The organism is Luteibacter sp. TLI7-4A, from assembly GCF_056754745.1.
Genome location: NZ_JBPGWO010000001.1, coordinates 2,523,364 through 2,544,521 on the forward strand (window position 1 = coordinate 2,523,364; position 21,158 = coordinate 2,544,521).

The 21,158-nt window shown below is 64.7% G+C and carries 19 protein-coding genes; 13 read left to right on the forward strand and 6 right to left on the reverse strand.

Annotation, left to right across the window (positions count from 1 at the left end; genetic code table 11):
- Window positions 1–86 precede the first annotated feature (86 nt).
- A complete protein-coding gene (gene metJ, locus ACR9Y6_RS11150; RefSeq protein ID WP_481281334.1) occupies window positions 87–674 on the reverse strand; it encodes a met regulon transcriptional regulator MetJ in 588 nt (195 codons plus the stop codon).
- 433 nt (window positions 675–1,107) lie between these two features.
- A complete protein-coding gene (gcvH, locus tag ACR9Y6_RS11155; RefSeq protein ID WP_481281335.1) occupies window positions 1,108–1,503 on the reverse strand; it encodes a glycine cleavage system protein GcvH in 396 nt (131 codons plus the stop codon).
- A gap of 315 nt (window positions 1,504–1,818) precedes the next feature.
- On the opposite strand from gcvH, the gene ACR9Y6_RS11160 reads away from it, so the two are divergent.
- Entirely contained in the window at window positions 1,819–2,973 is a 1,155-nt protein-coding gene (locus ACR9Y6_RS11160; protein WP_481281336.1) for a DUF3103 family protein, read from the forward strand.
- 58 nt (window positions 2,974–3,031) lie between these two features.
- Here the strand turns inward: ACR9Y6_RS11160 and gcvT are convergent, their stop codons facing one another.
- Window positions 3,032–4,138 (reverse strand): glycine cleavage system aminomethyltransferase GcvT, encoded by a 1,107-nt coding sequence (gcvT, locus tag ACR9Y6_RS11165; protein ID WP_481281337.1) that lies wholly within the window; start codon window positions 4,136–4,138, stop codon window positions 3,032–3,034.
- Between the two features lie 186 nt (window positions 4,139–4,324).
- Here gcvT and ACR9Y6_RS11170 point away from each other — a divergent pair, with 186 nt between their 5' ends.
- From ACR9Y6_RS11170 to ACR9Y6_RS11185, 4 genes are read left to right on the forward strand one after another with little or no spacing between them, the layout of a single operon-like run.
- On the forward strand, window positions 4,325–5,407 hold the full coding sequence (locus ACR9Y6_RS11170) for an MlaE family ABC transporter permease (RefSeq protein ID WP_481281338.1): 1,083 nt from the start codon (window positions 4,325–4,327) through the stop codon (window positions 5,405–5,407).
- Window positions 5,404–6,186 (forward strand): ABC transporter ATP-binding protein, encoded by a 783-nt coding sequence (locus tag ACR9Y6_RS11175; protein ID WP_481281339.1) that lies wholly within the window; start codon window positions 5,404–5,406, stop codon window positions 6,184–6,186. Before ACR9Y6_RS11170 ends, ACR9Y6_RS11175 begins: the two co-directional genes overlap by 4 nt.
- 5 nt (window positions 6,187–6,191) lie before the next feature.
- Complete coding sequence (locus ACR9Y6_RS11180) at window positions 6,192–7,130, forward strand: MlaD family protein (protein WP_481281340.1); 939 nt, start codon at window positions 6,192–6,194, stop codon at window positions 7,128–7,130.
- Window positions 7,127–7,732 (forward strand): ABC-type transport auxiliary lipoprotein family protein, encoded by a 606-nt coding sequence (locus ACR9Y6_RS11185; protein ID WP_481281341.1) that lies wholly within the window; start codon window positions 7,127–7,129, stop codon window positions 7,730–7,732. Before ACR9Y6_RS11180 ends, ACR9Y6_RS11185 begins: the two co-directional genes overlap by 4 nt.
- A gap of 159 nt (window positions 7,733–7,891) precedes the next feature.
- Here ACR9Y6_RS11185 and ACR9Y6_RS11190 read toward each other — a convergent pair whose 3' ends face one another.
- Together ACR9Y6_RS11190 and ACR9Y6_RS11195 are read right to left on the reverse strand one after the other, a co-directional pair.
- Window positions 7,892–8,539: an alpha-ketoglutarate-dependent dioxygenase AlkB family protein gene (locus ACR9Y6_RS11190; RefSeq protein ID WP_481281342.1), complete on the reverse strand. Its 648-nt coding sequence runs from the start codon at window positions 8,537–8,539 to the stop codon at window positions 7,892–7,894.
- Window positions 8,488–9,888, reverse strand: a complete 1,401-nt coding sequence (locus ACR9Y6_RS11195) for an amidase (protein ID WP_481281343.1) — start codon at window positions 9,886–9,888, stop codon at window positions 8,488–8,490. The genes ACR9Y6_RS11190 and ACR9Y6_RS11195 overlap by 52 nt, the downstream gene beginning before the upstream one ends.
- 146 nt (window positions 9,889–10,034) lie before the next feature.
- Here ACR9Y6_RS11195 and ACR9Y6_RS11200 point away from each other — a divergent pair, with 146 nt between their 5' ends.
- Window positions 10,035–11,642, forward strand: coding sequence for an electron transfer flavoprotein-ubiquinone oxidoreductase (locus ACR9Y6_RS11200; RefSeq protein WP_481281344.1), 1,608 nt, complete (start codon window positions 10,035–10,037; stop codon window positions 11,640–11,642).
- Between the two features lie 136 nt (window positions 11,643–11,778).
- Window positions 11,779–13,728 (forward strand): glycosyltransferase, encoded by a 1,950-nt coding sequence (locus ACR9Y6_RS11205; protein ID WP_481281345.1) that lies wholly within the window; start codon window positions 11,779–11,781, stop codon window positions 13,726–13,728.
- 20 nt (window positions 13,729–13,748) lie between these two features.
- On the opposite strand, the gene ACR9Y6_RS11210 is transcribed toward ACR9Y6_RS11205, so the two are convergent.
- Complete coding sequence (locus ACR9Y6_RS11210; protein WP_481282762.1) at window positions 13,749–13,958, reverse strand: hypothetical protein; 210 nt, start codon at window positions 13,956–13,958, stop codon at window positions 13,749–13,751.
- On the opposite strand from ACR9Y6_RS11210, the gene ACR9Y6_RS11215 reads away from it, so the two are divergent.
- The 6 genes from ACR9Y6_RS11215 (at window position 13,902) to ACR9Y6_RS11240 (ending at window position 21,158) form a co-directional block, all read left to right on the forward strand.
- Window positions 13,902–15,779: a glycoside hydrolase family 99-like domain-containing protein gene (locus ACR9Y6_RS11215; protein WP_481282721.1), complete on the forward strand. Its 1,878-nt coding sequence runs from the start codon at window positions 13,902–13,904 to the stop codon at window positions 15,777–15,779. The genes ACR9Y6_RS11210 and ACR9Y6_RS11215 overlap by 57 nt on opposite strands.
- Window positions 15,780–15,869: 90 nt before the next feature.
- Complete coding sequence (locus tag ACR9Y6_RS11220; RefSeq protein ID WP_481281346.1) at window positions 15,870–16,616, forward strand: electron transfer flavoprotein subunit beta/FixA family protein; 747 nt, start codon at window positions 15,870–15,872, stop codon at window positions 16,614–16,616.
- 22 nt (window positions 16,617–16,638) lie between these two features.
- On the forward strand, window positions 16,639–17,580 hold the full coding sequence (locus ACR9Y6_RS11225; RefSeq protein ID WP_481281347.1) for an electron transfer flavoprotein subunit alpha/FixB family protein: 942 nt from the start codon (window positions 16,639–16,641) through the stop codon (window positions 17,578–17,580).
- An 82-nt stretch (window positions 17,581–17,662) separates the two neighbouring features.
- Entirely contained in the window at window positions 17,663–19,114 is a 1,452-nt protein-coding gene (locus tag ACR9Y6_RS11230; RefSeq protein ID WP_481281348.1) for a UbiA family prenyltransferase, read from the forward strand.
- Window positions 19,114–20,418: an FAD-binding oxidoreductase gene (locus ACR9Y6_RS11235; protein ID WP_481282722.1), complete on the forward strand. Its 1,305-nt coding sequence runs from the start codon at window positions 19,114–19,116 to the stop codon at window positions 20,416–20,418. Before ACR9Y6_RS11230 ends, ACR9Y6_RS11235 begins: the two co-directional genes overlap by 1 nt.
- A 2-nt stretch (window positions 20,419–20,420) precedes the next feature.
- The gene (locus ACR9Y6_RS11240) at window positions 20,421–21,158 is read left to right on the forward strand and encodes an SDR family oxidoreductase (protein ID WP_481281349.1); all 738 of its coding nucleotides are present in this window, start codon (window positions 20,421–20,423) and stop codon (window positions 21,156–21,158) included.

Sequence of the window (21,158 nt, forward strand, 5' to 3'; positions counted from 1 at the left end):
GGGGTCAAGTTTTCGAAGTGACTCCCCGCGCTGGGCACCGCGGGGAGCTAATTCGCAAAACGTACTTTCTTATTGGAAGGTGACGCTTACTTGGCCTTGGCGGCCTTGGTCGCGCGGACCACCTTGGCGGCGGCAACCTTCTTCGAAGCAGCCTTGCGCGGTGCAGCCTTGCGCGCGGCCTTCTTGGCGGGGGCCTTGCGAACGGCCTTCTTCACCGCCTTCTTGGCGGCGACCTTCCTGGCGGGCGCCTTGCGGGCGACCTTCTTAGCAGCAGCCTTCTTCGCCGGCGACTTGCGGGTCGCGGCCTTCTTGGTCGCGACCTTACGGGTCGAGGCCTTCTTTGCCGGCGACTTGCGCGCGGCGGTCTTCTTCACGGTGGACTTCTTCGACGCCTTCTTGGCGGCGGACTTCTTGGCAGTGGCTTTCTTGGCAGTGGCCATAGTTCTTCTCAGCTCCTCATCAGTTGGCAGTGGTTGCCCAGTAAAAGCGTGGAGGAACGCTTCGACCAGCAGGTCGCTGTTCGTAGCGTGCCTCAAATTGTTCACCTGGCGGCGAGTACGTTCATCGGAAAGCAGGCGGAGGATGTGCAGCGGAATCGATACTGTGATCTTTCTTACCGAGCCCGCTTTCGAACCATGCTCCACGTACGGCCTGATGAATTTTCCTGTTTCCATTTCCGGTTCCCCGTCAATTGACGCAAAAGCTATTCCTGAACATTTCCGCTGTCAATAAATTTTGGCTCTAAATTGAAGACCTTGCGGACGCATAGCCGGGCCTTCCCCGCCATCGCCGAGGTGCGATCGCACCCGTCGCGACGAGCACCGCGGATATTTGGACATCTAAAACAAAACATACCGCGCAAACATATCGGTTCAGCAAACGCCTTAAATAAAGGCATTTTTCGTTCGCCACGAGAAACGACGACGACAAGCGGGGACACGAGATGACGCTCGTGAGAGATCGCCTGGATGGTGTCGTCGGACCCCTTCCCGGGGGATGAACGGAGTTCAACTGGGGGCAAAAAATATTTTTGCCGGACCCGCCCAAACGGACAAAAAAATGCCGGTCGAGGTCGACCGGCACCATGTTCGGGGTTCGAGGAGGGGATCAGTGATCTTCGTTCTCGATCTCTTCGGCGTACTCATCCGGACCGAGCAGGTCGTCGAGTTCGCCCTTGTCGGAGATCTCCAACTTGAAGATCCAGCCTTTGCCGTACGCGTCCTCGTTGATCGTCTCCGGCTTGTCGCTGAGGACATCGTTCACGGCGGTGACCTTGCCGGAAACGGGAGCATAGATGTCGGAGGCGGCTTTCACGGATTCGACGACAGCGACGCCGTTGCCGGCCGTGACTTCCGTGCCCACTTCCGGCAGTTCGACGTAGACGAGATCGCCCAGCGCCTCTTGCGCGTGTTCGGAGATGCCGACGGTGACGGTGCCGTCGTCCTCGACCCGGACCCATTCGTGGGACTTCCGGAATTTCAGATCGCCAGGGATTTCGCTCATGGGGTATATGCCTCGTTGTCTCGGGACGGTCGCTGATGTGACGGCCGATTGTACCGTTCTATGCGTTTCAGGAAAGCGTTCGGGCTGGCCGCGGGGAAAAAAGAAGTGCCCTGTGGTTCGAGCCGGGGCGGCGCACAAGTCTTTCGCCGACACGAACCTCACGCTTCCACCGACAGAAGACCGTCGGCGCGGGCGACTACCTTATCCATGCGGCTCGACCTCGACGACGCCGCATCGGCCTCACCTTCCCCTGCAATGAGGTGACAGCCCACATCCCCCGCGGTGCGAGCCGCGAACCCATATCAAGGACTACCCATGAAACGGATCCTCAATCTCACCCTCGTCGGCGCGGCCCTCGCCCTCGCCCTTTCTTCGCCGCTCATGGCCGCGGAGGTCACCTCGGTCAACCAGGCACGGGAAGAAACGGCGAAGGCCATCGCCGCGCTGGTCAACGATCCCTCCTTCGACGCCACGCTTCGGGAACAATTGAGCAAGGGTAAGGCGCCGCTGGCCGACGTGCTACGCAACTACGCCGGGCATGGAACGCAGGCCAGGGAAAACGTGACGACCGACCTGCGCGACCTGGAGCGGCAGGCCATTCGCCTGCGCGGTCTCGATGGCGCACTGGACGCCCTCTTCGATATTCGCGTACATGGTGTGGACAAGGGCCAGCCGATCACGAGCATCCGCGGCTTCTGGACCGCGACCGTCAGCAAGGACCTGGCCACCGGCCAGAAGCAGCTCGTGGCCTACGCCCCCTCCGGGCGTGAGCAGCGGTTCTCGCTCGATGCGGCCCCGGACGTACCGATGTTGATCGTGGAGTCGGACAGTTCGGCGGCGCTCCAGGCCGGCATGACCGTCATGAACGAGGTCCTCCGCAACAGCGGCATGCAGGCCCCCACCGCCGCCGGCAGCTCGCGCGCGGTCAACGCATCGGAAGAACTGACGATCCTGCGGGAGATCCGGCTGGAAAACGACCACGAGCCCAACATCCAGGGCGACGCGGAGATCTTCGCCATCGTCTCCGGCGTGGCACCGGACGGGACACCGCGACTCGTCACCAAGGACATGCCATGGCTGGACCACGACAAGCGTTGGTACAAGCCCGGCATGGACCTCATCAACTGGACGGACTACGGGACCAACTACGTCAACGTGCAGTTCTTCGAGGAAGACGGGAACACGAACTTCAAGGCGCTCGCCATGGCCGTTACCAAGGCGGTCGGGGACCTGGCGCTCGTCGTGTCCCCGGGCGCACCGCCCGCGCTGATCGTCGCCGGCGTATCGAAGGTAGGTGCCGAGATCATCAACGCCATGGACGAAAAGTGGTTCCAGAACGATGCCGACTACGTGGATTCCTTCTACGTGATCGAGCGCGGTGGCAAGTACGGCAGTGATGTGGCGCCGCTGGTCGGCGCGCGGGGCGAGGCGAAGATGGTGCTCGCACCATATGTCGTGAAGTCCCGGTGAGGTCGGTGGAGGGGTGGCCCGACGGCCACTCCTCCACTCCGGTGCCTACAGAGAGGAATCAGTCGACGATGCCCGGCATCGGCTGGCCGTCGCGGACGAACGGAAACTTCACCACGCGCACCGGCACTTCACGGCCACGGATATCCACGCGCACCTGTCCCGGTTCACCGGCGGGCACACGGGCGAACGCCACGGACTTGCCCAGGGTGGGCGCGAAACCGCCCGAAAGGATTTCACCCTCGCCGGCGGAGGTCAGCACCTTCTGACCGTGGCGCAATACGCCCTTGTCGTCCATCACCAGCCCGACCATGACCCGCGGCACGCCCGCCGTCTTTTGCTTCTCGAGCGCGGCACGGCCGATGAAGTCGCGGCCTTCGTCCAGCGAGATGGTCCAGGCCAGCGAAGCCTCCCATGGCGTCACCGTCTCGTCCATGTCCTGGCCGTAGAGGTTCATGCCCGCTTCGAGGCGCAGCGTATCGCGCGCACCCAGGCCGGCCGGGGCGACGCCCGCCTCGCGCAGAAGGTTCCACAGCTCCACCACGCGCGTGTTGGGTACCACCACTTCGAATCCGTCCTCGCCGGTGTAGCCGGTACGGGCGAGGAACAGGGGCATGCCGTTGGGGCCTTCGATCTCGATGGCCGCGAACTTGCCGAGCTTGGTGGCCTTCTCGCGAACCTCTTCGGGAAGCAGGCCGATCATCTTCGCGCGGGCATTCGGCCCCTGCACGGCGATCATGCCGAATTCGGGACGCTCGCGGACAGTGACACCGAAGCTGGCCGCCTGCTTCTCGATCCAGGCCAGATCCTTGGCACGGGTCGCCGCGTTGACGACCAGGCGGAAGAAATCCTCGCGCAGGAAATAAACGATGAGGTCGTCGATGACGCCGCCGTTCTCGTCGAGCATGCAGGTGTAGAGCGCCTTGCCGGACTTGGCCAGCTTGTCGACGTTGTTGGCCACGAGCCTGCGAAGGAACTCGCGGGTGCGATCGCCGGTGAGGTCGACCACCGTCATGTGCGATACGTCGAACATGCCGGCGTCCTTGCGGACCGCGTGATGCTCCTCGATCTGCGAGCCATAGGCGATGGGCATGTCCCAGCCGCCGAAGTCGACCATGCGGGCACCGAGCTCGCGGTGGGTGGCGTTGAGTGCGGTCTTGTCGGTCATCGTCGTACCTTGCAGGGGAATGGCGGCGGGTGCAGCCTGGCATTATCGGGCCCCGGGCGGTTCCAGTCCAAGCGCGGCCGCAGCATCGGCGATTTCGTGCGGTAGTCCTGCTAGCCTTTGGCGCATGGCGACAGTACCCCCCTCCCCGGCTCGGCCACGCTCACCCGCGACACGGGCGGGACGCGGTTGACCATCGCCGGCGATTGGACACTGGCCCACTATTCCAACCTCCAGCACCGCGCGAACGAGCTGGCCGGGTCGATCGACACCGGCGTCGCCGTCGACATCCACCAGCTGGGCGCCATGGACACCTCGGGCGCCTTCGTCATCGCCGAGTTGCTGGGCAGCTCGCGCACCCAGGCCCTGGCCCAGGACGAAGCCCTTCCGCCAGCGCGCCGCGCGCTGCTGAAGACCGTGGGCGATGCCATCGATACCTACTGCACGGGCGTGAAACGGCCTCGCGATGCCGGCTTCGTCGCCGCGCTGGAGCGCATCGGCAAGGCCATGCAGGGGTTCTGGAAGCAGACCGCCAAGCTGCTGGCCTTCATAGGCATCACCTTGCAGGGCTTCCTCGCCACGGCATGGCGGCCGCGCCGCTGGCGGGTCACCTCGCTGGTGTCGCACATCGAACAGACGGGCCTCGATGCGGTGCCTATCCTCGCCCTGCTCTCCTTCATGGTCGGCTGCGTGGTCGCCTTCCTCGGCTCGACCGCGCTGGCGAGTTATGGCGCCAGCCTGTTCACGGTGGACCTGATCGGCTTCGCCTTCCTGCGCGAGTTCGGCGTACTGCTCACCGCCATCCTGCTGGCGGGCCGGACCGCCAGTGCGTTCACGGCGCAGATCGGCTCGATGAAGGCCCGGGAAGAAATCGACGCCATCCGCACCCTCGGTCTCGACCCGGTGGAGCTGCTGGTGCTGCCGCGTGTACTCGCCCTGCTCGTGGCCCTGCCGCTGCTGACCTTCCTGGCGATGATCGCGGGGATCGTCGGCGGCGGGGTGGTCTGCATGGCGGTGCTGAAGATGTCGCCATCGATGTTCCTGTCGATGTTCCAGGCGGACATCTCGCTGACCCAGTTCCTGGTCGGCATCGCCAAGGCGCCCGTCTTCGCCTTCATGATCGCCGTGATCGGTTGCATGGAAGGCTTCAAGGTCTCCGGCAGCGCGCAGTCCGTCGGAGAACACACCACCTCGGCCGTGGTGCAATCGATCTTCGTGGTGATCCTGCTCGATGCGCTCGCCGCCCTCTTCTATATGGAGATGGGCTGGTGACGCGCGAGACCGTCATCGAGGTCCGCGGGCTGGTCAACCGCTTCGGGTCGCAGACCGTGCACGAGAACCTCGACCTCGACGTCTATCGAGGCGAGATCATCGGCATCGTCGGGGGCTCGGGCACCGGCAAGTCCGTGCTGCTGCGCACGATCGTCGGGCTGGTGAGGCCGGTGGCCGGCGAGGTGCGCGTGTTCGGCGAGAACCTGCTCGCCCTGTCGGACGAACGGCGGTCCCGGGTGGAGCGACGCTTCGGCGTGCTGTTCCAGAGCGGCGCGCTGTTCTCCTCCCTTACGGTGGCGGAGAACGTGGCCTTGCCCCTGGTCGAGCATGCGGGCCTGCCCCGCGTGGATGCGCAACGGCTGGCCGGGGTGAAGCTCGCCCTGGCCGGCCTGCCCGTGGATGCGGGGAGAAAATATCCCTCGCAGCTTTCCGGCGGCATGATCAAGCGGGCGGCCCTGGCACGCGCACTGGCCCTCGATCCGGAGATCCTGTTCCTCGACGAGCCCACCGCCGGGCTCGATCCGATCAGCGCCGCCGCGTTCGACAGCCTCATCGTGACCCTGCGCAACGCGCTGGGTCTCACGGTGTTCCTGGTGACCCACGACCTCGATACCTTGTATTCCACCTGCGATCGCGTCGCCGTGCTTTCGCAACGGCGCGTGCTGGCCGCCGCGCCGATCGACGACGTGGCCCGCACCGACGACGCCTGGGTCCAGGCTTATTTCAATGGACCGCGCGGCCGCGCGGCCACCCGCGCCGCTCATCCCGGCAAGGACTGAAGACCATGGAAACCCGTGCCCATCATGTCTTGATAGGACTGTTCACCGTCCTCGTCGTCCTCTTCGGCCTCGGCTTCGGTGTCTGGCTGGCAAAGGCGCATTCGGACCAGGAGTGGAATTACTACGACATCGTCTTCAACGAGGCGGTGACCGGCCTCTCCAAGGGTGGCGCCGTGCAGTACAACGGCATCCGCCTGGGCGACGTCATGCAATTGCGTCTGGACCCGGAAGATCCGCGCCGCGTGCTCGCCCGTGTTCGCGTGGAGGGCGACACGCCGCTGCGCAAGGACACCCATGCCAAGCTCGCCCTGACCGGGGTGACCGGCGTGGCGATCATCCAGCTTTCCGGCGGCTCGCCGGGCAGCCCGCTGCTGGTGGGCCACGATGGCGAAGTGCCGGTGATCATCGCCGATCCCTCCCCCTTCGCCCGCCTGCTGGCCAATGGCGAGGATCTCATCACCAATATCAACCAGGCCGCGGCGCGGGCCAGCGAACTCCTCTCCAAGGAAAACGTGCACCGGATCGAGAACACCCTCGATCACCTGGACAAGACCACGGGCGTGATCGCGGACGAGCGAGAGGACATCCGTTCCCTTATCAAGCAACTGGCCCTGGCCACCCAACAGGCCAACGACACGCTGGCCGAGAGCCGTACCCTGGTGCACAACGCCAACGGACTCATCGAAGGCCAGGGCAAGGCGACGCTGGAAAGCGCGCAGCGTGCGATGGCTTCGCTGGAGCATTCGATGGCGTCGGTCGACCGCCTGCTCAACGACAACAGCGATGCGATCAATGGTGGTGCCGCGAGCCTGGGCGAACTCGAGCCCGCGTTGCGCGAACTGCGCGACACGCTGGGCTCTCTGCGTTCCATCACGCGTCGCCTCGACGAGAATCCCAGCGGCTATCTGTTCGGCCGCGAAAAGACCAAGGAGTTCACCCCATGAGCCGTGCCCGCCTCGCCGCTCCGTTGGTTCTCGCGCTACTGACGGCGTGCTCGATCCTGCCCAAGGCGGAAACGCCACATATCTATACGTTGCCGGCCGCGCCCGGCGCTCGCCCCGCCTCGCCAGCACCGGTGAGCTGGGCACTGCGCGTCGCGGCACCGAATGCGCCGCGCGCGCTGGACAACTCGCGCATCGCGGTCGTGCCGGAATCGAACACCATCACGGTGTACGGCGGCGCCCGCTGGGCGGATACCTCGCCGCACCTCTTCCGCGAACGCCTGGCCGATGCCTTCCGCGATACCGGGCGCGTCGCCGCGATCAGCACGGACGACAGCAACCTCGCGGCCGACTACGAACTGGGCGGCGGGCTGGGAGCGTTCCAGACCGAGTACGTGGGCGGCAAGCCGGAAGTGGTGATCCGCTACGACGCGGTACTGGCGAGCACGCGCAAGCACCAGATCGTGGGCAGCCGTCGCTTCGAGGTGCACGAGCCCGTCGATGGGAAGGAGGTGCCGCGGGTGGTCGAGGCGTTCGGACGGGCGATGGATAAGGTGTCGGCGGACGTGGTGGGATGGACGTTGCAGACGGTGCCGGCGAAATAAGTTGTCGCACGAGAGCATCGCCGACAGGGTCGGCTCCCACCAGGCGCGCCATGCCTGGTGGGTGGTAGCGCGCCGTGCCCGGAGGGAACCTGCTGTGCTTGGTGGGAACCTGATGTAGTGGGAGCCGACCCTGTCGGCGATGCCCTTGTGGGAGCCGCTTCAGCGGCGAAGCTCCCCGATACACCGAAAGGTGAGGTTGACCCGCGGCCCCGCGACCCGCTTCCGCACCGGCAACTCATGCTTGTACAAGCGCTGCGTGCCTCCAGCCATCCGTAGCAGGCTGCCATGCGGCAGATCGATCGCCACCGGCTCGCCGCCCGCTTTCGCCCGGAAACGGAACGTCCTCTCGGCACCCAGGCTCAAGGAAGCGATCAATGGCTCCGGACCCAACTCCGGTTCGTCGTCGCTGTGCCAACCCATGCGGTCGCCGCCATCGCGATACAGGTTCGCCAGGACGCTGTTGAAGCGGCCGCCGCACGCCTCGGCGACGCGCTCGCGCAGCGTCGCCAACGCCGGCGTCCATGGATGCGGCACGAAGCGCGTGCCCGAATAGCGGTACGTGGCGTCCTCGTCGCCGATCCAGGCGCTCAGCCGAGGCGAATCCGCGAGACGGCCAAACAGGCGGATGCGATGCACTTCCCAGGGCAATTCATCGAGCAGCCGCGCGAGCAAGGCATCGGCCTCTTCGCGGCCCAGCCACGCCGGCGCGAACGTGACGTCCGCGCCGGGTAGCGCGATGCGATGCCAGCCGGAGTTCAGGCCGGCTCCACCGGGTAAGCCGGCTCGGCGTCCAGCGAGGACGCACATACGCCGGCCAGTTCGAGCAAGCGGAGATCCGAGCCGCGCGCGCCGACCAACTGCAGGCCGATCGGCATGCCGTTGGACAAGGTGCCCATGGGAATGCTCACGGCCGGGCAACCGGCAAGGCTGGCGAAGCTGCACAGGTCGGCCTGCGAGGACGGCACCGGTCCATCGAGCGGGAACGCGCCCTGCGGCGTCGTGGGCAGCACCAGCACATCGACCTGGGCGAACAGGCGGCGCATCTTCAACGTGGCCGCGTCGAGCACGAGGTCGGCCGCCACGTAGTCGGCTGCGGACTTCTTCGCCGCGAAACCGACCATGTCACGGAAACCGTTCGATACCGGGTAGGCCTCGTCGGCCAGTTCGGCCGCGAAGGTGTTGAGCATTTCCGCTTCCATCAGCAGGAGGCCGGCGCGGCGGGTCCGGGCGAAATCCCAGTCGGAAAAATCCACGGTCCGGCGTTCGCCCAGCTCGCCCTTCAGCTTCGACAGGGCGTCGTTGAACACATCGACGACATCCTGTTCCACACCCACGGCCGCGAGATCTGGCAGGAAGCCCGCGCGGAGATTGCCCGGCTCCCAATCCGGCGGCGAGAAGGCGACGCGGCGGCGGCGGGAACGCGCGTCGTCGGCGTCATAGCCGGCCAGCGTCTGCAAGAGCACCGTGAGGTCGTCCACGCCACGGGCGAGCAGGCCTACGGCGTCGAGGCGGCGGGCGGCAGGTACGAGACCACGGGTCGAGATTTCGCCGTGGGTGGGCTTGAGCGCGTAAACACCACAATAGCTGGCGGGTACGCGGATCGAACCGAGGGTGTCCGAGCCGATGGCCGCGACCGCGAGCCCGGCGGCCACGGCGGCGGCCGCGCCGCCGGATGATCCGCCCGCCGTATAGCCCAGGCGATGCGGATTGTGCGTCGCGCCATGGAACGGGTTGTTCGTGGTCAGGCCGAGGGCACCTTCGTCCATGTTGGTCTTGCCCACCAGCACGGCCCCCGACGCGCGCAGCCGCGCGACGATGTGGGCGTCTTCCTCGGGCACGACGGTGCGTCGACGCATGCCGGCCCGCGTGGGCACCCCGGCCACGTCGAAATTGTCCTTGATGGCGATCGGCAGGCCATCGAGACGGCCGATGACACCGTCGCGACGCCGCCTGTCCGCCGCCAGGGCCTGTTCCTGGATCAGGGAGACGCTGTAGTCGGCAAAAGCGTTGAGCCGGGGGTTCAGGCGCTCGATGGCGCCCTGGTAAACGTCGGAAAGGGCCTGTGGCTGGACCCTTCCGATGGCCAGCCAATGCAGGATCTGCAGCAGTGTGGCCCGTCGCATGTCGACATCGGCGACCGGCGGCATCGTATTCATGAAATCTCCTTGCACGTGGGACGATTATGAACGCGCCATGTGAAGATCGTGCAACCCCTGATGTTTGAAACGCCGATTTGCCCCGCTCCCGGCGAAACCGGACAATGCCGGGTTGATTCCGCAGCCAGCCGATGAGTGAGCCAGCCATGAGCGAACGCGAAACCATGGAATACGACCTCGTCGTCGTCGGGGCCGGCCCGGCGGGCCTGGCGTTCGCCATTCGTACGAAACAGCTCAATCCCGAGGTATCGGTCTGCGTGATCGAAAAGGCCTCGACGATCGGCGCGCAGATCCTCTCCGGCGCCGTCATCGAGCCGGCTCCGCTCGACCGCCTGCTGCCCGACTGGCGCAAGAACCCGCCGCCGGTCTGCGTGCCGGTGGCCAGGGACGAGTTCTGGTTCCTGCGCGACCACGCCTCCGGCACCAGGCTGCCGATGACGCCGCCGCAGATGAACAATCACGGCAACTTCATCGTGAGCCTCGGAGCCCTGTGCGCCTGGCTGGCGCCGCAGGCCGAGGCGCTGGGCGTGGATGTGTTCCCGGGCTACGCCGCGGCCGAGGCCCTGTTCGACGAAGGCGGCGCGGTGAACGGCGTGCGTATCGGCGACATGGGCGTCGCGCGTGATGGCAGCCACAAGCCCGGCTACACCGAGGGCATCGACATCCGGGCCAAGGTCACCGTCCTGGCCGAAGGCTGCCGCGGCCATATCAGCAAATCGCTGATCAAGAAGTTCGACCTCGATGCCGACAGCGATCCGCAGACCTACGGCATCGGCATCAAGGAACTCTGGCAGCTGCCGCCCGGCCGGGGCGAGCCCGGCAAGGTGGTGCACACCGTCGGCTGGCCACTGACCAGCGACACCTATGGCGGCAGCTTCCTGTATCACCTGGACAACGACCGCGTGGCGGTCGGCTTCGTGGTGGGCCTGGACTACCCCGATCCGAATTTCTCGCCGTTCGAGGCGTTCCAGCAGTTCAAGCACCACCCAAACGTGAAGGGCCTGCTCGATGGCGGCAGCATCGTCTCGGCGGGTGCGCGCGCCATCATCGAAGGCGGCTGGCAGTCGCTGCCGAAGGTCGAGATGCCGGGCGCGATCCTGATCGGCGATTCCGCCGGCCTGGTCAACGTGCCGAAGATCAAGGGCACCCACCAGGCCATCGCCTCGGGCATGCTCGCCGCCGAACACCTCGTCGCGTCGCAGCTGTCACCCGCCGGCTGGGATGCGAAGCTGCGCGGCTCCGCCGTCCTCGATGAACTGAAGAAGGTGCGCAACATCCGCCCCGGCTTCAACAAGGGGCTGTGGTGGGGGTTGATCAATGCGGCATGGGAAACGGTGACCGGCGGGCGCTCGCCGTGGACGCTGAAGAACCATGCGGACTGGTCGGCCCTGGGCAAGCTCGGCAAGTACGAAGCGCCGAAGAAGGACTATGTCGATCGGACGCTGGCCCCGCGCGACCGGCTTGCGAGCGTTTACTTCGCCGCGACGGAGCATGACGAGGACCAGCCGGTGCACCTGAAGGTGGCCGATACCTCGATCTGTATCGACCGCTGCACCACAGAATACGGCAATCCCTGCGAGAAGTTCTGCCCGGCAGGTGTCTACGAGATCGTCCAGGATGACGCCGGTAAACGCCTGCAGATCAACTCGGCGAACTGCGTGCACTGCAAGACGTGTGACATCAAGGATCCCTACCAGATCATCACCTGGGTGACACCGGAAGGTGGCTCGGGTCCGAACTATCAGAACCTTTGACGACGTGTCCGGAAAGCTTACCTGGCGTTACCGACGAGCCGTTTCCATTGCGCAGCGGCTTCGTTCCAGCGTTGCTCTGCGCGGATGGCGCGGAACGATATCGCGCATCTCGCAGGAGTTCGCCTCGCGACCCGAGGTGGATGATTCGCTTAGCCTGCTGCCGTTGGACGTAGCGTTCGAACCGTTTGCGCTACCGTCCAGCGAACAGCCGCGAATCTCCATCGTCATTCCCGTCTACGGCAAGCTCGAATACACGCTGGCCTGCCTCCGCTCAATCGCCGCCTGTCCGCCGACGGATGCCTTCGAAGTCATCGTCGTGGACGATGCGTCGCCCGACGATAGCGCCGGTACGCTGGCCCGTGTCTCGGGCATTCGCCTTTTACGTAACGCCAGCAACCTCGGTTTCGTCGGCAGTTGCAACGCCGGCGCGGTGGCAGCCCACGGCGAGTTTCTGATTTTCCTCAACAACGACACGCAGGTGATGGCGGGCTGGAGCGAGGAACTGCTCCGCTGTTTCGAACTGCGTGCCGACTGTGGCATTGCCGGCAGCCAGCTTGTCTATCCCGATGGCCGCCTGCAGGAAGCCGGCGCCTGGGTGTTCGCCGATGCGTCGGCATGGAACATTGGTCGCTTCGATTCCCGCAGCGATCCCGCCGTGCGCTACGCGCGCAAGGTAGATTATGTGTCGGGGGCTTCGCTCGCGATTCGCCGCGCCGTCTTCACCGAGTTGGGTGGCTTCGACTCGCGCTTCGCTCCGGGCTATTACGAGGATACCGACCTCGCTTTCGCCGCCCGTGCGGCGGGTTATTCGGTGTGGTATGTGCCGACCAGCGTTGTAGTGCACGCGGAGGGCGTCAGCTCCGACGGCCGCATGGAAACCGGGATGAAACGGTTCCAGGCTATCAACCAGAGGAAGTTCGCCGACAAATGGCGCACGGCGCTGACCACCCAGCCGGCGGCGGGTACGCCACTCGCCCTCGTGACCAAGGCGAAACGACGCGGCACTATCCTAGTCGTGGATGTGGCGACGCCGGATGCGTCGCGCGACTCGGGTTCGTTGCGCCTGATCTCGATGATGCGCCTGCTCGTCGAAGACGGCTGGCACGTCGTGTTCGCGCCAGACGATGGCCGCGCCGACGATGGAGGGATCCGGGAACTGGGCCGCCTCGGCATCGAGGTCATCGCGCGCCCCTGGGTGGATGGCGTTCCGTCCTGGCTGCTATGTTTTGCTGAGGACTTGCATGCGGCGATCCTCAGCCGGCACATGGTCGCCTCGCAGTACACGAGCTTCGTTCGCCGGCATGCGCCCGACGCAAAGGTCATCTTCGACACGGTGGACCTACACTTCCTGCGCGAGGAGCGCGCGGCGGAGCGTGGGGGTAACGCATCGCTGGCACGGCAGGCGGCGACAACGCGAGAGCAGGAGCTGAAACTGATTGCCGAAGCGGATACCACGTTCGTCGTTAGCGACTACGAACGGGACTTGCTGAGCAGACTGATACCGAGCGCGAATGTCGAGCTTCTTTCGAATATCCACGAGGTATATGGCCGGACCGGCGGTCATGATGGTCGTCGCGACCTGCTCTTCGTCGGAGGGTTCGGTCATCCGCCGAATGCGGATGCCATGAACTGGATGGTATCGGAGATCCTGCCGGCGCTGCGACGCGTGGCGCCTGGCGCGAACATCCTCGTCGCAGGTGACGTACCTGAAGGAAATCGCCGTTTGCTATCCGACGCAGGCCTCCACATGCTCGGTCGCGTGCCCGATCTCGAGCCTTTGATGTCTTCGTCGCTGGCCGCGATCGCGCCATTACGGTTCGGCGCGGGAGTTAAGGGGAAGATCAACATGGCGATGAGTCATGGACTGCCCGTGATCGCCAGCACCGTGGCGGTCGAAGGAATGAGGCTGGAGAGCGGCGTGGACGTGCTGGTCGCCGATACGGCCGAAGCGTTTGCGTCCGCCTACCTGCGTCTTGTCCGCGACACGTCACTCTGGACGTCCCTGTCCGACAATGCGGTCGAAAACGTCCGTGCCCACTTCTCCGCCGAAGCGGCACGTGACGCGCTGCGTCGCGCGATACTCTGAGCATGCCCTTGAAACACCGCCTACGCTCCCTGGTATTTCGCAGCCTTCGCCTCGGCTTCCGGCTCACACCCATGCCCGCCGCGACGCGGGACCGCCTGCGCCAGCGTTTCCTTGCCCGTCACGCCGATCTCGTCCCTGCAGGTCCCGTTGGCCAGGCGGCCACCACGGTGTCGATGCGACCGTACGATCATGCGGCCCACCGCACGCTCGGCTACGTGGAGCGGCGGCATGCCTCCTTGCCCGACCCGTTGCCCGCGACCGTCGTCGCCTTCTACCTCCCGCAGTTCCACCCGATCCCCGAGAATGATCGCTGGTGGGGTCCGGGCTTCACCGAGTGGCGGAACGTCACGCGGGCGCTGCCGCAGTTCGAGGGACACCTGCAGCCAAAGCTTCCAACCGACCTTGGCTATTACGATTTGCGCCTGCCGCAGGTGATGCGCGAGCAGATGACGCTCGCGCGCGAATACGGCGTCGGCGCATTCTGTACGTATTTCTACTGGTTTGCGGGCAAGACGCTGCTCGAAGCGCCATTGCGGCAATGGCTGGACGATCCGTCGCTCGACCTGCCGATCTGCCTCTGCTGGGCCAACGAAAACTGGTCCCGCCGTTGGGATGGCCGCGAAGAAGACCTGCTGATCAGCCAGAAGCATAGCGCCGAAGACGATCTCGCCTTTATCGCGTACGTGGCGCCCTACCTGCGCGATGCACGCTACCTGCGCGTCGACGGCAAACCCATGCTGCTGGTCTATCGGCCGGGCCTGCTTCCGGAACCGCGTGCCACGTCGACGCGTTGGCGTGCATGGTGCCGCGAGAACGGCATCGGCGAGATCCATCTCGCGTACGTGCAGAGTTTCGACAATGTCGATCCGTCCAGCATCGGTTTCGATGCCGCCGTGGCGTTCCCGCCGAACAACACCAGTCTCACTCCTATCACCGCGACCAAGCGACTGATCAATCCTGATTTCACCGGCCAGGTGCTGGACTGGCGCGAGCTCGCAAAGGCGAGCGTCACCGCGCCGGAACCCTCCTACCTGCTCTATCCCGGGGTGAACCCGGGCTGGGACAACGAAGCGCGCCGTGCCGGACGCGGACGCAGCCTCGTGTACGCGACGCCGCGAGCGTTTTCTTCGTGGACTCGCGAAGCGATCGCAGTCGCGCGGCGCCGCACGCCCATCACGCCCCTCGTCTTTGTGAACGCCTGGAACGAATGGGCCGAAGGAGCTGTCCTCGAGCCCGATACGAAATACGGTTACGCGTGGCTCGAGGCGATCCGGCGGGCACTCACCAATGAGGCAATCGCGCCCAAGCGTCCCTGTACCGTGGTCCACGTCTGGTACGTGGAACTGCTGGAGGAAATCGTCAACGCGATCCGGGCGACGGGGCTACCCTTCCGCGTCGTCCTCACCGTGCCCACCGAGCGCGAAGATGCCGTCCGGCGCGAGCTCTCCAGGTTGTCGTTCGACGCGGAACTGTTCGTATCGCCCAACCGAGGGCGGGACATCCTGCCGTTCCTGAAGGTGGCAGCGCGTTTGCTTGACGAGGGCGAGGACGTGGTCCTCAAGCTGCATACCAAGCGGTCGACGCATCGCGAGAACGGTGCCTCGTGGCGTGCTGAACTCCTTGAGCGACTAGTCGCGCCGCTCCGCGCCAATGCCATCGCGAAAGCCTTCAGCACCCAGCCGGATCTGGGTTTGGTGGCTGCCGAGGGTCACGTCCAGCCGCTCGCCTCCTTCGTGGGGGCGAATGCTGGAAACCTGGCCTACCTTTGTTCGTTGGCTGGCTTGGCGCAGGCCCCGGACCCATTGGCCAGCTTTGTGGCAGGAAGCATGTTCTGGTGCCGCCTGACCGCGTTGACGCCGCTGATCGACGCTCCGCTGACCGAAGCCGAGTTCGCTGCCGAGGCAGGCCAGGTGGACGGCACGATGGCGCATGCCGTCGAGCGGGCCGTGTCACTTTCAGCGTCCGGCCTCGGATTCCGCATGGCCACGGCGGCTTCGATCGTAGGTGACCCAGAGCCCCACGGACCGTATCCATACGCCCAACAATCGTAAGTTTCGGCCCTTCGGCCGAGATTCGCTAGAATGCCCCGTCTACCTCTACGTTGAGCGCCCCCGGGCGCCCTTTTTCCACAGGAACCCCGAATGAAGATTCTGGTCGGCTACAAGCGCGTCGTGGATTACAACGTCCGTATCCAGGTGAAACCTGACGGCACCGGCGTGGTCACGGACGGCGTGAAGCTCTCCGCCAACCCGTTCGACGACATCGCTCTCGAAGAAGCCCTGCGTCTGCGCGAGAAGGGCGTGGCCGAGGAAGTCATCGTGGTCGGCATCGGCCCGGTGGACCTCACGGCCCACCTGCGCAACGGCCTGGCCATGGGCGCCAACCGGGCCATCCACGTCCAGACCGCCGATGCCGTGTCCCCGCTGACCGCCGCCCGTACTTTTCTCAAGCTCATTGAGAAAGAGCAGCCCGGCCTGGTCATCCTGGGCAAGCAGGCCATCGACGACGACGCCAACCAGACGGGCCAGATGCTGGCCGCCCTGTGGGACCGCCCCCAGGCGACGTTTGCCAGCAAGGTCGAGATTGCCGACGGCAAGGCCACAGTCACCCGTGAAGTGGACGCCGGCCTCGAGACCATCGAAGCCGACCTCCCGTCCGTGATTACCACGGATCTGCGCTTGAACGAGCCCCGCTTCATCAAGCTCCCGGACATCATGAAGGCCAAGGCCAAGCCGATCGACGTGATCAAGCTGGACTCGCTGGGCATCGATGCCGCCGACCACATCAAGACCACGCACTACGCCGCCCCAGCCAAGCGCAGCAAGGGTGTGATGGTGAAGGACGCCGCCGAACTCGTCGCGGCCCTCAAGCAGAAGGGCCTGCTGTAAAGCAGCCGACCGGAGAACCGACATGTCCAAGATCCTCGTTATCGCCGAACACCTCGATGGCAAGCTCAATGGCGCCACGGCTCGTGCCGTCAGCGCCGCTGTTGCCGTCAAGCCGGACTCCATCGACGTCATCGTGCTATCTGACGCGCCCGACGCTGTCGCCTTCGAAGCCGCGAAAATCGACGGCGTCAGCAAGGTGCTGACCGTGGCCCGCGCCGAGAATGCGCATGCCCTGGCCGCCATCCTCGCGCCCCAGATCGCCAAGCTCGCTGCCGGCTACACCCACGTCTTCGCGCCTTCGACCACCTTCGGCAAGGACCTCGCCCCGCGTGTAGCCGCCCTGCTTGGCGTGTCGCAGGTAAGCGACGTGATGAGCGTGGAAGGTGCGCACAGCTTCAAGCGCCCCATTTACGCCGGCAACGCCATCGTCACGGTGGACGTGGACGCGGCCTCGACCGTCGTTGCCACGATCCGCACGGCCTCGTGGCCGGCGGCTGCTTCGAATGGCTCCGCTCCGGTCGAAGCACTGACCGTCGACGCCACCCTGCCCTCGCACACGCGCTTCGTGAACCTGCAGCAGGGCAAGAGCGACCGTCCAGATCTGCAGGGCGCCGCCAAGGTGGTCAGCGGTGGCCGGGGAGTGGGCTCGAAGGAAAACTTCGAGATCATCTACAAGTTTGCTGACAAGATCGGTGCAGGCGTGGGTGCTTCGCGCGCCGCGGTTGATGCCGGTTACTGCCCGAACGAGATGCAGGTTGGCCAGACGGGCAAGATCATCGCGCCGGAGCTTTATATGGCGATCGGTATCTCGGGCGCGATCCAGCACCTGACAGGTATCAAGGACGCCGGCACGATCGTCGCGATCAACAAGGATGGCGAAGCGCCGATCTTCGAGATTGCGGATATCGGTCTGGTGGGGGATCTGTTCAAGATTCTTCCGGAGCTGGAGGCGGCGATTGGTTGATCTATACAACCAGGCGCCGCAGCGCCCAGGGTCTTGTGCGAGAGGCCGCGACGCGTGTCGCGGCCGTTATGCTTGAAAGGGGATGCAAATGGCGGTCACGGCGATGGATCACGCAGCGAAGGGTGGTATACCTCTTTGCGTCGACCTGGATGGAACACTTATCCGATCCGACTTGTTAGTCGAGTCATCGCTGGCCTTGCTTGCCCGCCAGCCGTTGGCAATTTTTTCCATGCTCGGCTGGTTCCTCCGGGGCAAGGCACATCTCAAGCGACAGATTGCGCAGCGCGTGGAGTTGGACCCCGCTACACTCCCATATAACCAGGAACTGATCGCGTGGGTAAGTGAACAACGCTCGGAGCGGCATGTCGTACTTTGCACCGCTTCCGACGTAAAGCTGGCGACACCCGTCGCCGAACACACGGCCATCTTCGATGAGGTCATCGCCAGTGATGGCGATATCAACCTGTCAGGATCGAACAAGGCCAAAGCACTCGTCAATCGTTTCGGCGACAAGAGCTTCGATTACATCGGCAACGCGCCGATCGATCTGGCGGTGTGGAAGCACGCCCGCGCCGCGCTTGTCGTTGAGAGCGGCCACGCGCTCTCGAAGGCTGCCGCCAAGATCGCCTCGGTCGAGAAGCGTTTCGAAGTGCGCGCTGGCGGCATCAAGGCATGGGCCAAGGCTCTGCGCGTGCACCAGTGGATCAAGAACGTCCTCGTCTTTCTGCCGATGCTCGCATCGCACCGCGTGTTCGAAATCGATGCCCTGGCGACAACGCTGCTGGCATTCATGTGCTTCGGGCTGTGTGCATCAAGTGTATATCTAACCAACGACCTGCTGGACCTGCCATCCGACAGGCAACATCACCGCAAGCGCAACCGCCCCTTCGCGGCTGGTACGCTTCCGTTGATCGCCGGTCCGATCGCAGCGGCACTGTTGCTCATCGCGGGGTTCGGGCTGGCCTTCTTCGTCTCGCACCAGTTCGTCGCAGTACTTCTGGGCTATTACTTGCTTACGAGCGCGTACTCGATCCGGCTGAAGCGGATCATGATGCTCGATGTAGTCGTGCTCGCCACCTTGTATACCACGCGTATCCTTGCTGGCATCGCGGCCATACACACCAAGCCGTCGTTCTGGCTGCTCGCCTTTTCGATGTTCATCTTTCTCAGCCTAGCCATGGTCAAACGCTACACCGAACTCCTCGCCCTACAAGCCAGCGGCAAGGTCACGGCCAGCGGTCGCGGCTACGACGTCGACGACATCCCGCTGATACAGTCGATGGGCAGCTCGAGCGGCTATCTCGCGGTGCTCGTGCTCGCGCTCTATGTCGACAGCACGGCAAGCATGTCACTCTATCGTCATCCGCACTACCTGTGGATGCTCTGCCCGCTTCTGCTTTACTGGATCAGCCGCACCTGGGCTATCGCCCATCGTGGCGTCATGCACGACGATCCGGTAGTGTTCGCCGTACTGGACCGGACCAGCCAGGTCCTCGGCGTGATTGCTGCAGTCATCGTTGCCGCGGCCATCTGATGGCGACCGTGGGACGCTCTTGGGGTCGCTATCCGGTGACGACCGAGCAGGTCGTCGCCCTCGCGGACCGCCACGCCCCCTTGCCGAAGAGCAACCTGCCTGTCCTTCCACTGGGCAACGCTCGCAGTTACGGCGATAGCTGCCTGAATGACGGTGGCGTATTGCTGGCTGCGCGTGGCCTCGATCACTTCATCGCATTCGACCCGGCCAACGGCGTTCTCACCTGTGAAGCGGGTGTGCTGTTTTCCGAGATCCTAGACCTGGCCGTGCCGCAGGGATGGTTTCTTCCGGTCACTCCCGGAACGCGCTTCGTCACGGTCGGTGGCGCCATTGCCAACGACGTACACGGAAAGAATCATCATCGCGCGGGGACGTTCGGCCACCATGTGCTCGCGTTCGAACTGCTCCGTACCGATGACACGCGCTTGCGCTGCACCCCCACGGAAAACGCGGACTGGTTTGCGGCGACCGTCGGCGGCCTTGGTCTTACCGGCGTTGTGACGTGCGCGACTATCCAGCTGCGGCGCATCGCCGGGCCCTGGATGTCCACGGAAAACCACCGGTTCGGCAACCTCTCGGAGTTTTTCGAGCTCTCACGCGCGTCCGATCGCGACTACGAGTACACGGTGTCGTGGATCGACTGCGTGGCGAGTGGGAAAGCGCTGGGGCGAGGCCTGTTCAGCCGTGCGAATCACGCACCGGCCAGCCCCGACTCGCGTCCAGCGGCAGGAAGCAGGACGCTCGGCGTGCCGTTCACACCGCCGATTTCGCTGATCAACCCGCTCAGTCTGCGCGCGTTCAACCAGCTCTACTATCATCGCCAGCGGAAGTCGGTAGTCCACGCGACGACGCATTACCAACCGTTCTTCTATCCGCTGGACAGCATCGCCAACTGGAACCGGATCTACGGCCCCCGGGGCTTCCTCCAGTATCAGTGCATCGTGCCGCCGGAAGCCGCCGAAGCCACCATGACCGAACTGGTTTCGAATATTTCAGCCGGTGGCGCGGGATCGTTCCTCGCGGTGCTCAAACAGTTCGGCGATAGACCCTCGCTGGGCATGCTGTCGTTTCCGCGGCCTGGCGCCACGCTGGCCCTGGATTTCCCGAACGGTGGCGCGCCGACGTTTGCGCTGCTCGACCGCCTCGACGCGATCGTGGACGCCGTTGGTGGTGCTGTTTATCCAGCGAAGGATGCTCGCATGTCCGGTGGGCATTTCCGTCGCTACTTCCCGCGGTGGGAGGCATTCTCCCGGTTCGTCGATCCGGGTATTTCTTCAAGTTTCTGGCGTAGGGTCACGGAGTAACGATGCAACGAGTTCTGATCATCGGCGCCACATCCGCCATCGCCGAGGCCACGGCTCGCGTCTATGCCGAGCGTGGGTCACGGCTGCATCTGGTCGCGCGTAACGCCGATCGCCTCAAGACCATCACCGAAGACCTGCGTATCCGCGGTGCAGCGGAGATCGGCCACGGAAGCCTGAATGTAAACGACGTATCCGCGCATGCCGCCGTCCTCGATGCCGCCTGGGCTGACCTGGGCGACGTCGACGTTGTGCTCATCGCCCACGGCACATTGCCAGACCAGAAGGCGTGCGAAGCATCCGTGGAAACGGCACTGACCGAGTTCGCTACCAATGGCACTTCGACCATCGCCTTGCTGACGCTCATCGCCAACCGCATGCAACAGGCGGGTCGCGGCAGCATCGCGGTTATCTCTTCGGTCGCTGGCGACCGTGGTCGTTCCAGCAACTACCTGTATGGCTCGGCCAAAGCTGCGGTATCCGCCTTCCTCAGCGGCTTGCGCCAACGCATGGCCAAGCATGGCGTGGACGTCATCACCATCAAGCCCGGCTTCGTCGATACGCCTATGACTCGCGAGTTCAAGAAAGGCGCCCTCTGGGCGAAACCCGAGGCCATCGCGTCCGGCATCGTGAAAGCTGTCGATAATGGCCGTTCGGTGGTGTACCTGCCCTGGTTCTGGTTCGGCATCATGACAATCATTCGCAGCATTCCCGAATTCCTCTTCAAGCGCCTTAGCCTCTGA

Coding starts and splice junctions, on each gene's coding strand:
- ACR9Y6_RS11220 (WP_481281346.1), top strand. CDS start 15,870: ATGAAGATTCTGGTCGGCTACAAGCGCGTCGTGGATTACAACGTCCGT.
- ACR9Y6_RS11230 (WP_481281348.1), top strand. CDS start 17,663: ATGCAAATGGCGGTCACGGCGATGGATCACGCAGCGAAGGGTGGTATA.
- ACR9Y6_RS11160 (WP_481281336.1), top strand. CDS start 1,819: ATGAAACGGATCCTCAATCTCACCCTCGTCGGCGCGGCCCTCGCCCTC.
- gcvT (WP_481281337.1), bottom strand. CDS start 4,138: ATGACCGACAAGACCGCACTCAACGCCACCCACCGCGAGCTCGGTGCC.
- ACR9Y6_RS11185 (WP_481281341.1), top strand. CDS start 7,127: ATGAGCCGTGCCCGCCTCGCCGCTCCGTTGGTTCTCGCGCTACTGACG.
- ACR9Y6_RS11215 (WP_481282721.1), top strand. CDS start 13,902: ATGCGACCGTACGATCATGCGGCCCACCGCACGCTCGGCTACGTGGAG.
- ACR9Y6_RS11240 (WP_481281349.1), top strand. CDS start 20,421: ATGCAACGAGTTCTGATCATCGGCGCCACATCCGCCATCGCCGAGGCC.
- ACR9Y6_RS11210 (WP_481282762.1), bottom strand. CDS start 13,958: ATGCCGCCGCTCCACGTAGCCGAGCGTGCGGTGGGCCGCATGATCGTA.
- gcvH (WP_481281335.1), bottom strand. CDS start 1,503: ATGAGCGAAATCCCTGGCGATCTGAAATTCCGGAAGTCCCACGAATGG.
- ACR9Y6_RS11235 (WP_481282722.1), top strand. CDS start 19,114: ATGGCGACCGTGGGACGCTCTTGGGGTCGCTATCCGGTGACGACCGAG.
- ACR9Y6_RS11225 (WP_481281347.1), top strand. CDS start 16,639: ATGTCCAAGATCCTCGTTATCGCCGAACACCTCGATGGCAAGCTCAAT.
- ACR9Y6_RS11190 (WP_481281342.1), bottom strand. CDS start 8,539: ATGTGCGTCCTCGCTGGACGCCGAGCCGGCTTACCCGGTGGAGCCGGC.
- metJ (WP_481281334.1), bottom strand. CDS start 674: ATGGAAACAGGAAAATTCATCAGGCCGTACGTGGAGCATGGTTCGAAA.
- ACR9Y6_RS11195 (WP_481281343.1), bottom strand. CDS start 9,888: ATGAATACGATGCCGCCGGTCGCCGATGTCGACATGCGACGGGCCACA.
- ACR9Y6_RS11180 (WP_481281340.1), top strand. CDS start 6,192: ATGGAAACCCGTGCCCATCATGTCTTGATAGGACTGTTCACCGTCCTC.
- ACR9Y6_RS11200 (WP_481281344.1), top strand. CDS start 10,035: ATGAGCGAACGCGAAACCATGGAATACGACCTCGTCGTCGTCGGGGCC.